Origin of the sequence: Aquimarina spinulae (genome assembly GCF_943373825.1) — a bacterium.
Classification (GTDB): Bacteria; Bacteroidota; Bacteroidia; order Flavobacteriales; family Flavobacteriaceae; genus Aquimarina; species Aquimarina spinulae.
The window spans coordinates 1,694,833-1,707,593 of sequence record NZ_CALSBP010000002.1 but is presented as its reverse complement, the minus strand read 5'-3'; the positions used below and the strand labels follow the sequence as shown (position 1 = coordinate 1,707,593).

The 12,761-nt window shown below is 34.3% G+C and carries 8 protein-coding genes; all 8 read left to right on the top strand.

Annotation, left to right across the window (positions count from 1 at the left end; translation table 11 throughout):
- Positions 1-37 precede the first annotated feature (37 nt).
- The 8 genes from NNH57_RS13075 (at position 38) to NNH57_RS13040 (ending at position 12,734) form a co-directional block, all read left to right on the top strand.
- Positions 38-1,006 carry a glycoside hydrolase family 130 protein gene (locus NNH57_RS13075; RefSeq protein WP_074407341.1) on the top strand — a complete coding sequence of 323 codons (969 nt, stop codon included), beginning with the start codon at positions 38-40 and terminating at the stop codon, positions 1,004-1,006.
- A gap of 11 nt (positions 1,007-1,017) precedes the next feature.
- Complete coding sequence (locus NNH57_RS13070) at positions 1,018-2,121, top strand: carbohydrate-binding family 9-like protein (protein WP_108809052.1); 1,104 nt, start codon at positions 1,018-1,020, stop codon at positions 2,119-2,121.
- Between the two features lies 1 nt (position 2,122).
- Entirely contained in the window at positions 2,123-3,232 is a 1,110-nt protein-coding gene (locus tag NNH57_RS13065; protein ID WP_074407678.1) for a glycoside hydrolase family protein, read from the top strand.
- A gap of 57 nt (positions 3,233-3,289) precedes the next feature.
- A complete protein-coding gene (locus NNH57_RS13060) occupies positions 3,290-5,542 on the top strand; it encodes a GH92 family glycosyl hydrolase (RefSeq protein WP_074407342.1) in 2,253 nt (750 codons plus the stop codon).
- A gap of 2 nt (positions 5,543-5,544) precedes the next feature.
- On the top strand, positions 5,545-6,561 hold the full coding sequence (locus tag NNH57_RS13055; RefSeq protein WP_175392686.1) for an isoaspartyl peptidase/L-asparaginase family protein: 1,017 nt from the start codon (positions 5,545-5,547) through the stop codon (positions 6,559-6,561).
- A gap of 91 nt (positions 6,562-6,652) precedes the next feature.
- Positions 6,653-8,977 (top strand): glycoside hydrolase family 20 protein, encoded by a 2,325-nt coding sequence (locus tag NNH57_RS13050; RefSeq protein WP_306345555.1) that lies wholly within the window; start codon positions 6,653-6,655, stop codon positions 8,975-8,977.
- Positions 8,978-9,002: 25 nt separating this feature from the next.
- Positions 9,003-10,355, top strand: coding sequence for an alpha-L-fucosidase (locus NNH57_RS13045; protein ID WP_108809120.1), 1,353 nt, complete (start codon positions 9,003-9,005; stop codon positions 10,353-10,355).
- A 42-nt stretch (positions 10,356-10,397) separates the two neighbouring features.
- On the top strand, positions 10,398-12,734 hold the full coding sequence (locus NNH57_RS13040; protein ID WP_108809053.1) for a GH92 family glycosyl hydrolase: 2,337 nt from the start codon (positions 10,398-10,400) through the stop codon (positions 12,732-12,734).
- Positions 12,735-12,761 lie beyond the last annotated feature (27 nt).

The window sequence follows — 12,761 nt, the reverse complement described above, 5'->3', positions numbered from 1 at the left end:
CTTTTTGAAAAGTAGTAATATTTATACTAGAAATACGATGAAAAAAGAAATACCATGGCAGGATAAACCTGAAGGATGCACTGAGGCTATTTGGAGGTATTCTGCAAACCCCATCATCTCTAGAGATGCTATACCCACTTCTAATAGTATATTTAATAGTGCTGTTGTGCCCTATAATGATGGTTATGCAGGAGTGTTTAGATGTGATAATAAAGCTGTACAGATGAATATTTTTACAGGATTTAGTCATAACGGAATTGATTGGAAGATTAATGAAGAGCCTATTATCATGGAAGCAGGAAATACAGAAATGATAGACTCTGATTACAAGTATGATCCTCGAGTTACTTTTATTGAAGATAGATATTGGATTACATGGTGTAATGGGTATTACGGACCTACTATTGGCATTGCTTATACTTTTGATTTTAAAGAGTTTTTTCAATGCGAAAATGCATTTTTACCTTTCAATAGAAATGGAGTATTATTTCCAGAAAAAATCAATGGTAAATATGCAATGTTAAGCCGTCCAAGCGATAATGGGCATACCGCTTTTGGCGATATATTTATCAGCTATAGCCCAGATATGAAGTACTGGGGAGAACATAGAAACGTAATGCAGGTAGCTCCTTTTGAAGAAAGTGGTTGGCAATGTACTAAGATAGGGGCTGGATCTGTTCCTTTTCTTACCGATGAAGGATGGTTGATGTTTTATCATGGGGTAATAAACACATGTAATGGATTTAGATACGCTATGGGAGCTGCAATTTTAGATAAGAATAGCCCCGATAAGGTAAAGTACAGGACAAAACCATACCTTTTAACACCTTCTGTGACCTATGAACAAATAGGAGATGTTCCTAATGTGATATTTCCTTGTGCAACTCTACAAGATATTGAGCAAGATAAAGTAGCTATTTATTATGGAGCAGCAGATACCGTGGTCGCATTGGCTTTTGGAAGGATAAGTGAAATTATTAAGTTTACTAAAGAAAATTCATTATAAAGTAGGTTAAAATGAAATTGAAACTTTTTCAAAATAGAATCAATAAAATACTTTGTATCATAGTATTAATTTTGAGTAAAACAACTATTGTTTATGGGCAAAGTGTTAAAAATGAGGTATCCCCAAAATCTTATATCGCACATTATACCAAAGAATCAATAGATATAGATGGATCTGTCTTAGAATCTTCCTGGAGTAAAGCAAAATCTACAGAGTTTTTTATAGATATTGAAGGAAGCAAAATCCCAAAATATAAAACTACTGTAAAAATGCTTTGGGATGATGAGTATTTTTACTTTTTGGCAGAAATGGAAGAACCTCATGTATGGGGTAATCTTAAACAAAAAGATACTATTATTTTTTATAATAATGATTTCGAAATTTTTGTCGATCCAGATAATGACACTCATAATTATTATGAATTTGAAGTTAATGCATTAAATACGCTGTGGGATTTGTTTATTACAAAACCATATAGAGAAGGAACCCCGGTATTAAACGATTGGGATGCGAATGGATTTAAATCTTCAGTTAAAGTAAACGGAACCATAAATAACCCACACGATACCGATAAAGGATGGATACTAGAAATAGCTATTCCGTTTAAAGTGTTTAAAACCTCATATTATCACAAAAACATTCCGAAAGATAAGTTTTGGAGAGTTAATTTTTCCAGAGTGAATTGGGATTTTGAACTTCAGAATAATAAATACTCCAGAAAGCGAGATGATAACGGAAAATTTAAACCAGAATACAATTGGGTTTGGTCTCCTATCGGTGTGATTAATATGCATCAACCCGAAGATTGGGGATATGTATATTTTTCCTCAAAAGAAGTAGGAGAAAATGATGATTTCAGAATTCCTGAAGATGAAAAAGTAAAACGATTGTTGTATCAATTATATAGAAAACAAAAGGAATATTTTAAAAAGAATACCCGTTGGGCAAAAACTTTTAAAGAACTAGAAGCCAATGATCTGTTGGTTGATGGAAATAAAGTTGTTAAAACCATAGAAAATCACCAAACAGGTTGGAATATAACAGTGGTAAGCCCAGATACAAAACACCTGTTTATTATTAAAGAAGATGGTAAAATTATCCAAAAAGAAGATTGATATGAAGATGCTCAAAATTATACTCTTATGTGGTGTATTTATTAGTGTTAGTTGTAAAACCGAAACTGAAAAAGAGGAAGAAATCGTAAAAGAAGTTGTAGAAGAAGTAAAGACAACATCATTTAAATACTGGACCTGGATTACTGCGAACCCCTCAAAATCAAATGATGAATATAGAGAAGAGTTCAAAAAATATAAAGAAAATGGCATAGACGCAGTATTGATAAATACATTGGCTGATCCCGAAGTGTTAAAAAAACTAACCCCTTTAGCCACAAAAGAAGGATTAGAAGTGCATGCCTGGATGTTTACCATGAATCGACCAGGTGACAAAGTTGCTTTAGAGCACCCAGAGTGGTATGCCGTAAGCAGAGAAGGTAAATCGTGCCACGACACACGACCATATGTAGATTATTATCAGTGGTTATGTCCTACCAGAAAAGAATCCAGAGCACATATTTTGGGATTAGTAGAACAACTGGCAAAGGTTGAAGGCATAACCAGTGTACATCTCGATTATATTCGATATCCAGATATCTATTTGCCTATAGGGTTATTACCAAAATATAACTTAGTACAAGATGAAGAGCTGCCAGAGTTTGATTTTTGCTATTGTGATGTATGTATAAAAACTTTTGAACAAGAACATCATAAAAACCCAAAAGAAGCTAAAAATGTTGCGATAGATATAGAGTGGAAACAATTTAGATTAAACCAGATAAAAAGAGTGGTCGATGAGGCTTATGAAATTGCTCATAAATATGATAAAAAGTTAACCGCAGCTGTGTTTCCATATCCCGAAATGGCAGATCATATGGTTAGACAACGATGGGATAAATGGGATGTAGATGAAGTATTACCTATGATTTATCACAACTTTTATAACGAAGAGGTAGATTGGATTGGTTTTGCTACCAAACAAGGAGTTAATGATCTGCAAGGAAAGCAAACTAAATTGCATACAGGAATATATCTTCCTCCTATGAGTGCAGATGATGTATCAAAAGCTATACAATTAGCAAAAGATAATGGAGCGTCAGGGATTTCATTTTTTGACGGAAATGCAATAACAGAAGAACAACTAGAGGCAATTAAAAAATCAAAAAAGTAATTCGATATATGAACTTAGTAGGTTTTCAAAATCTGTGAAATCTTATTCATACCAAAAATGAAAAAAATATTCTATTCACATATTATTCTTTTACTATTGTTTTGGTCTTGCAATCAAGAGAAGGTTTCAGTAAACCTACCCGAACAATCATTAACTTCTTATGTGAATACATTTATAGGAACAGATGGTCCCGGCAATACATACCCGGGAGCAACACTCCCATTTGGGATGGTACAGTTGAGTCCGGATATAGGAATTCCCGGATGGGATAGAATTGCAGGATACTACTATAAAGACTCTATCATTAGCGGTTTTTCTCATACACATCTTACCGGGACCGGAGCTGGAGATTTATATGATATTTTGGTAATGCCCACAAATAGCAGGTTTTCAAAAAAAATAAAAGAAAACAACTATAAACCATTCTCTACATACAGTCATGATAAAGAATTTGCTACACCAGGATATTATACCGTAGATTTATTAGATTATGGGATTAAAGCAGAACTTACAGCAACCAATAGAGTAGGTATACATAGATATACCTTTCCTAAAGATACTGCAACAGCAATACATGTGGATCTGGGATATGCTATAAACTGGGATAAACCTACTGATACTTACATTGAAAAAGTAGATGACAAAACGATTCAGGGATATCGGATGTCTACTGGATGGGCAAAAGATCAACGAGTCTATTTTGTAATGCAGTTTTCAAAGCCTTTTACGACATATCAAGTGTTTAAAAATGAAGAACTAACTACACTTCCCGTTCAAGGAACAAATACAAAAATTATACTGCATTATAACACAGAAGAAAATGAACAGGTTACTATTAAAACCGGGTTGTCTACAGCTAGTATTAAGGGAGCCCAAGAATCACTAAATACAGAAGCTCCTGACTTCGATTTTGATCACTATATTAGAAAAGCGCAAGCCATTTGGGAACGTGAATTACAAAAGATTCACATTACGACTACAGATAAGGATAAGAAGAGTATTTTTTATACAATGATGTATCAATCTATGTTGGCCCCAACATTATTAAGTGATCCTGACGGAAATTATAAAGGAGCAAACGATTCTATTGTAAATGCCAAAGGATTTAATCGTTATGATACATTTTCGTTATGGGATACCTTTAGAGCAGCACACCCTTTATATACAATAATTCAGCAAGAAAGAGTTCCTGATATGATCCAATCCATACTGGCTCATTATAAGGAGACAGGAGTGTTACCAGTATGGTCTATGCAAGGAAATGAAACCAATATGATGATAGGATATCATGCCGTTCCGGTTATAGTTGATGCATATTTTAAAGGTTTTCAATTTGATGCCGAATTTGCTTACAAAGCATGTAAAGAAAGTGCTATGGTAGAGGATAGGCAAATAGATATTTATAAGAATTTAGGGTATATCCCAGTAGGAGAGCATCATGAAAATTGGTCTGTTTCTAAAACGCTGGAGTATGCCTATGATGACTGGTGTATAGCCATGTTTGCAAAAGATTTAGGGAAAGAAGAGGAGTATGTATATTTTATGAAACGTTCTGAGAACTGGAAAAATTTATATAACGATAATAATAACTGGATTCAACCCAGAGATACTTTAGGAAAATTTATAGCACCCTTTAGTCCAAAAGAATATACCTCTTTTTATTGTGAAAGTAATGCCTGGCAATATTACTGGTTTGTACCTCAGCATGTAGAAGGGCTGATAAAAAAAACAGGAGGAAAAGAACGATTTACACAAAAGTTAGATTCTATGTTTTCTTATGATCCCAAACCAGGAGATAAACTACCCATTTTTAGTACAGGAATGATAGGGCAATATGCACATGGTAATGAACCAAGTCACCATGTAGCGTATCTATACAATTACGTAAATCAACCTTCAAAAACTCAGGAATTAACCCATAAGATTTTAGAAGAGCAGTACAAAAATGAACCCAATGGACATTGCGGAAACGAAGATTGTGGACAGATGTCATCCTGGTACATATTTAGTTCCCTTGGGCTTTATCCTGTAAATCCGGCACAAGGTGTATATCATATTACAGCACCGATATTTGAGCATATTGAAATACAATTACCAGAAGGAAAAACTTTTTTAATAACGGCTAAAAACCTATCTAAAGAGAATACATATATTAAGAACATAAGATTAAATGGAGAGCCACTTGATCGTATGTATATAACACATAAAGAAATTGTAAATGGAGGATTTCTCGAATTTGAAATGAGTAATTCTCCAAATGATGAAGCCTTTAAAAACTCATCCTTACCAGAAGTAAATAAAATATATTGATTATGAGAATTAACACTAAGTATTGCTACGTATCACTTTTTTTAATACTAACAACTTTTGGTTGTAACACAAATGAAAAAGAAGGAGAAACAGCTGTTGTTAAAGAAGAAAAAGAAATTAAAAAGAGTGTAAAGCCTATTGTTATTTCGACCTGGAATCATGGTATTGCAGCCAATGACGAGGCATGGAAAATATTAAGTAAAGGAGGCAATGCATTGGATGCAGTAGAACAAGGAGTTCGAGTAACAGAAGCAGATCCAAAAAACCAAAGTGTTGGGATAGGAGGATTTCCTGATAGAGAAGGTAATGTCACTTTGGATGCTTGTATTATGGATCACAATAGTAATTGTGGGGCTGTATCCTTTTTGCAACATATCAAACATCCCATTTCTGTAGCTAGAAAAGTAATGGAAGAAACACCCCATGTAATGCTTACAGGATCGGGGGCATTGCAATTTGCATTAAATCAAGGGTTTGAAAAAGAAAACTTATTAACTCCAGAAACCAAAAAAGCATACGAAGAATGGTTACAAAAATCTGATTATAAGCCGGTAATAAATATCGAAAATCATGATACGATAAGTATGCTGGCTTTAGATGAAGATGGAAATATATCGGGAGCTTGTACTACGAGTGGTGCTGCCTGGAAAATGCATGGAAGAGTGGGAGATTCTCCAATAATTGGAGCCGGTTTATTTCTGGATAATGAAGTTGGAGCAGCTGCAGCAACAGGTTTAGGTGAAGCTGTGATACGTACTGCAGGAAGTGCTATGGTAGTAGAATTAATGAGGCAAGGTAAATCCCCTGCAGAAGCATGTAAAGAAATAGTAGAGAGAATTTATAAAGTACATAAAAACCATAAAGATCTTGAATACCTTCAGGTTGGATTTATTGCATTAAATAAAAATGGAGAATATGGTGGGTACAGCCTTAGGTCAGGTTTTAATTATGCAGTAAATGATGTAGAAAAGGGAAACAGACTAGAAGATGCAGCGTTTAAAATGGCTTGGGAAAACTAGAAATGAAGGTGGTTATAGATAATACTAGCCCAGGTCGATTAAAGATAAGTATAACAAGGTGTTCAGATTAAATCAACACAAAAACCATATTATGATGAAAGAACTCACAATATTCATCGCCATTCTACTATTGGTATTAGGTTGTAAAACCAATGAAGAGAGAATGTATACAGAAGAGGATATTAAAATCACTCCAAAGCCACAGATGGTTAAAATTAATCCTGGAGTATTCGAATTTAATGAAAACACTAAGTTTTTTATTTCAAATGATATATCCAAAGAACCGATTTATGTCTTAAAAGAGAACTTTAAAACGGCAGAAGGATGGGATTTAATAATAACAGAAGAACAGCCCAAAAAGAATTATATAGCCTTTACGATTGACAAAACCAGTAAACCAGAAACATATAACCTTAAAGTAGATAATAATCATATAGAAATCAAAGCAAGTAGCTCATCTGGTTTTTTATATGCAATACAAACAATACGTCAATTGCTACCTCCCGAGATAGAAAGCAAAGCTAAATTAGAAAATAAAACTTGGGAAATTCCGAATTTAGAAATTAAAGACGGCCCCCGGTTTAAGTGGAGGGGTCTAATGTTGGACATTTCTCGTCATTTTTTTGATAAAGAATACATCAAAGAGGTAATTGATGGCTTAGCTATGCATAAGATGAATGTGTTACACCTGCACCTGGTTGATGATCAAGGATGGCGAATAGAGATAAAAAAATATCCAAAACTTACAAAGGTAGGAGCATGGAGAGTAGATCAGGAGAATTTACATTGGAATGCCAGGCTGCCTGTAAAATCAGAAGATAAAGGGACTTATGGAGGTTTTTTGACTCAAGAAGAATTAAAAGAAATAGTTAAATATGCACAATCTAGAAATGTAGAGGTTATACCCGAAATAGAAATGCCCGCTCACATATCTAGTGCGATTGCCGCATACCCACATTTATCATGTTTTGAAAATCCAATAGGAGTACCTTCAGGTGGAGTTTGGCCAATTACAGATATATACTGCGCAGGAAAAGAAAGTACGTTTACTTTTTTAGAAGATGTATTAATTGAGGTTATGGAAATATTTCCTTCAAAATATATACATATAGGCGGAGATGAAGCGACTAAAACTAATTGGGAGAAATGCCAGAACTGTCAGAAACGAATAGTAGAAGAAGGATTACAAAATGAAGAAGAATTACAGAGCTATTTTGTAAAACGAATGGAGAAATTTATAAATTCTCATGGTAAGAAATTAGTAGGTTGGGATGAGATTTTAGAAGGAGGATTAGCTCCAGATGCAACTGTGATGAGTTGGAGAGGCGTAAAAGGAGGGCTAGAAGCCGCAGCACAAGGACATGATGTGGTTATGACACCTGGAACTCATTGTTATTTTGATCATTACCAAGGGCCACAAAATGAAGAGCCATTAGCAATAGGAGGGTATACACCATTGAGTAAAGTATATCAATTTGATCCTGTAGTAGATTCAATGACAGAAGAAGAAGCCGAGCATGTGCTTGGTGGGCAAGCAAACTTATGGTCAGAGTATATCCCTACCAAAGAACACTCCCAGTATATGATTTACCCAAGATTAGCAGCCTTGTCAGAAGCAGTATGGAGTGCTAAAAATCAAAAAAATTGGGATGATTTTTCAAATAGAATGACCAATATGTTTCAGCGGTATGAATTTTTAGGAATTAATTATGCAAAGAGTTCGTATCTAATACGACCAGAAGTCGAGACAAATTTAGAAAAGAAATCAGTTTCGTTAACACTACAAAGCGAATACACTAATGCAGATATACGATATGCGTTAAACGATAGTAGACTAGAGGATACTCCTGTTAAATATGAGAAACCAATTATATTAACCCAAACTACAATAGTTAAGGCATCAATATTTAAAGAGAACAAACCGATTGGTAAAGTATTTCAGGATACCATTGTATTTCATAAAGGAGTAGCTAGTACTGTAGCATATATTATTCCATATAGTGATCGATATACTGGAACAGGAAAATCTACATTGGTAAATACCTTAAGAGGAACCAAAAATTTTCAGGATGGGCAATGGCAGGCATGGTTAAAGGATGATATGGAAGTTATTATAGATCTTAAAAAAGAAGATACCATAAATCAGGTAATTGTTGGATCAATGGAACATCAAGGCCCGGGAATATATTTTCCGGTTGCAATAGAAGTGTTTACAGGAATAGATAGAAAAGATTTTAAAAAAGTAGGAGAAGTAAAACGACTCTATGCTGATAATGCAAATATTGAATTAAAAGATTTTAAAATTAATGTTGAAAAACATACAGCAAGATTCATTAAAGTGAAAATAACAAACTTAAAAGAAAACCCAAGAGGAGGAGATACCTGGCTATTTATAGATGAAATTTTAATTAACTGATAATTAGAGGTTTAAAATGAATCAGATGAAATGTATAAGAACGATTTGCATGCTTGTTTTGTTGAGTATCGGAAATCTGATAGTTGCACAAAACGAAAAGCCAACAGAAAAAGAACGATTATCCTGGTTTGAAGATGCCAAACTAGGGGTATTCATTCACTGGGGATATTATGGCGTGAATGGAATAGCGGAATCCTGGTCATTATATCACAAAAAAATCTCATATGAAGAGTATATGAAGCAGGGCAATGGATTTACAGCAAAGCATTATGATCCGGTAAAATGGGCTAAACTGTTTAAAAAAATAGGAGCAAGATATTCTGTAATGACTACGAAACACCATGATGGAGTTTCTCTGTGGGATACCCAATACAGTACTCTAAATGTTAAAGAAAAAACACCCGCAAATAGAGATTTAATAGCTCCTTATGTAGAAGCACTTAGAAATGAAGGATTAAAAGTTGGATTATACTATTCTTTATGTGATTGGTCGCATCCAGATTATGATGTTGTATTTCCCAGGCCAGATACTAACAAAGACTACCCTCAAAAAGGATTGGAGAACCTAACAAGATGGGAACGTTTTGTTAGATTCTATAAAGGGCAATTAAAAGAGCTAAGTAATCGATATCAACCAGATTTATATTGGTTTGATGGAGATTGGGAAAAATCGAGTGAAGAATGGAGAGCACAATCTTTAAAAGATTCATTACTATCCTGGAACCCTAAAACTATTGTAAATTCTCGCTTAAAAACACATGGAGATTATAGTACTCCCGAACAAGGGATTCCTGTAGTGAGGCCAAAAGGCCCATGGGAATTTTGTATGACCATGAATGATAATTGGGGGTATTTTCCTTCGGATACGAACTATAAGCCTTTCTCCCAGATTATAAGAACCTTTGTTGAGGTAATAGCTTCAGGAGGAAACTTACTACTTAATATTGGAATGAAACCAGACGGAACAATTCCTAAAGAACAAGAAGAACGATTAGAAGTACTAGGAAATTGGATTAATACTCATAAAAAAGTTGTTTTTGGCACTAAAGCAGGATTGCCATATGGTCACTTTTATGGCCCTACACTACTAAGTAAGGATACTACAAAATTGTATTTATGCCTGTTTGATGAGCCTAAAAATTATATCTCTTTAAAAGGAATTCAGAATAAAATAAAATCAATTAAAGTAGTCGGAAAAGATCAAGAATTAGCTTTTGTTCGAAACGGAGGAGCGTCCTGGAACAATATTCCGGGAATTGTAAGAATAGAAGTCCCTAAAAAAGAAAACTTAGATACCTATGTAACCGTTCTGGAGATAGAATTAGAAGGAGAATTAAAACTGTATAGAGGACATGGAAATGCTGTAGAGTTAAATTAACAGTAGATGATATAGCAGATTAATATATAAAAGAAATAAAAGATGAAAGCTAGACGAATATGGAGTTGTCTGATAGTGATATCAATACTATCCTGTAAAGAACAAAATGTAGAAAAGACAGAAAGTAAAGAAACCGTTCTAGCACAGAGTTTGGTAGATTATGTGAACCCATTAATGGGAACCGACTCAGCTTTTGACTTATCTAATGGTAATACTTACCCTGCAATCGCTACTCCCTGGGCAATGAATTTCTGGACACCCATGACTTCAAAAATGGGAGATGGATGGACTTATAAATATGATGAGAACAAAATAAGAGGAATAAAACAAACGCATCAACCAAGCCCATGGATCAATGATTATGCAGCATTTTCAGTAATGGCCATAACAGGAGATCTCAAGTATAAAGAAGATGAAAGAGCCTCCTGGTTCTCTCATAAAGCAGAAGCCGTAAAACCATATCATTACAAGGTGTATTTAGCAGATTATGATGTGGTAACCGAAGTTACACCTACAGAGCGAGCAGCACATTTTAAATTCACTTTCCCCGAAGCTAAACAATCCTATATTATGCTGGATGCTTTTTTTAAAGGCTCTATGGTAAAAATTATTCCAGAAGAACGTAAGATAATTGGGTATTGTAGAAATAATAGTGGAGGCGTTCCAGATAATTTTCACAATTATTTTGTGGCCGAATTTGATAAAGATTTTGAAATAAATCATACCTGGGGAGATGATTGGAAATTGATAGAAAATTCAAAAGAAAATGAAGGGGAGCATGTGGGGGCTATAATAGGTTTTGAAACTAAAAAAGGAGAAACGGTACATGTAAAAATAGCATCATCCTTTATTAGTCCAGAACAAGCACAATTAAATTTAAACCGGGAAATAGGAAACGATACATTCAAACAGACTCAAATAAAGGCCAAAAAGGCCTGGGAAAAAGAGTTAAGTAAAATTCGGATAGAAGATGATAATTTAGATCATATCAAAACTTTTTATTCCTGTTTATATAGAGTATTACTTTTTCCAAGGAAGTTCTATGAATTCAATGAAAAGAATGAGGTAGTACATTATAGTCCATATAATGGGAAAGTGCTACCAGGTTATATGTTTACAGATAATGGATTTTGGGATACTTTCAGAGCAGTATTTCCATTCTTCAATATGATGTACCCAGAATTGAATAGTCATATAATGGAAGGGTTAGCCAATACGTATAAAGAATCGGGATGGCTTCCCGAATGGGCTAGCCCTGGACATAGAGATTGTATGATTGGCTCTAATTCAACACCAATAATAGCAGACGCGTTTTTAAAAGAAATCCCTAATATCGATGTAGAAACCTTATTCGAAGCGATCCTCAAAAATGCGACAACATCAGAAGGACGTCCCTTATCTAATGGCAAGGAAATCCGCTCTGTAGGAAGAGAAGGTATTGATTATTATAATAAATTGGGATATGTCCCATATGATGTTAATATCAACGAAAATGCAGCAAGAACCTTAGAATATGCATATGCAGATTTTACCATTGCTAAAATGGCAGAAAAACTAGGAAAAAAAGAGATCGCGAAAACATTCTATGAGCGATCTAAAAACTATAAAAATTTGTTCGATCCTACTACTAAATTAATGAGAGGTAAGAACGAAGATGGTAGTTTTCAATCCCCTTTTAACCCTTTGAAATGGGGAGATGCCTTTACCGAAGGCAATAGCTTGCATTATACATGGTCTGTTTTTCATGACATAGAAGGTCTGATTCAATTAATGGGAGGGAAACCTGAATTTGAAAAACAATTGGATCATGTGTTTAATATGCCGCCCGAATTCGATGCTTCCTATTATGGGTTTACAATCCATGAAATTAGAGAAATGCAAATTGTAAATATGGGAAACTATGCCCATGGAAATCAACCTATCCAACATATGATTTACCTCTACAATTATGCTAATGCTGCGTATAAAACTCAGGAAAAAATACGAGAAGTATTAACTAAACTGTATTCTGCAACACCAGATGGGTATTGTGGAGATGAGGATAATGGTCAAACTTCTGCCTGGTATGTTTTTAGTGCTTTAGGGTTTTATCCGGTTACTCCGGGAGTGAACCAATATGTAATAGGAAGTCCATTGTTTAAGAAAGCTACAATTACATTAGAAAATGGAAATGAATTTGTAATTAATGCTCTAGAAAATAATCAGGAGAATGTTTATATCCAATCAGCTTCGTTAAACGGAGAAACATATCATAATAGTTATTTGGATTATGTAGCAATTCAGCAAGGGGGTCGTTTAGATTTCAAAATGACAAATACTCCAAATAAAGACTGGGCCAACTCAAATGAAGAAGTTCCCTATTCTTTAAGTAAGGAATAGATTAATTTAAAATAGACCTTCAGGTAT

What these genes read in the sequence shown, in the direction of transcription:
- NNH57_RS13075 (WP_074407341.1), top strand. Translation starts at nt 38, where the DNA reads ATGAAAAAAGAAATACCATGGCAGGATAAACCTGAAGGATGCACTGAG.
- NNH57_RS13070 (WP_108809052.1), top strand. Translation starts at nt 1,018, where the DNA reads ATGAAATTGAAACTTTTTCAAAATAGAATCAATAAAATACTTTGTATC.
- NNH57_RS13065 (WP_074407678.1), top strand. Translation starts at nt 2,123, where the DNA reads ATGAAGATGCTCAAAATTATACTCTTATGTGGTGTATTTATTAGTGTT.
- NNH57_RS13060 (WP_074407342.1), top strand. Translation starts at nt 3,290, where the DNA reads ATGAAAAAAATATTCTATTCACATATTATTCTTTTACTATTGTTTTGG.
- NNH57_RS13055 (WP_175392686.1), top strand. Translation starts at nt 5,545, where the DNA reads ATGAGAATTAACACTAAGTATTGCTACGTATCACTTTTTTTAATACTA.
- NNH57_RS13050 (WP_306345555.1), top strand. Translation starts at nt 6,653, where the DNA reads ATGATGAAAGAACTCACAATATTCATCGCCATTCTACTATTGGTATTA.
- NNH57_RS13045 (WP_108809120.1), top strand. Translation starts at nt 9,003, where the DNA reads ATGAAATGTATAAGAACGATTTGCATGCTTGTTTTGTTGAGTATCGGA.
- NNH57_RS13040 (WP_108809053.1), top strand. Translation starts at nt 10,398, where the DNA reads ATGAAAGCTAGACGAATATGGAGTTGTCTGATAGTGATATCAATACTA.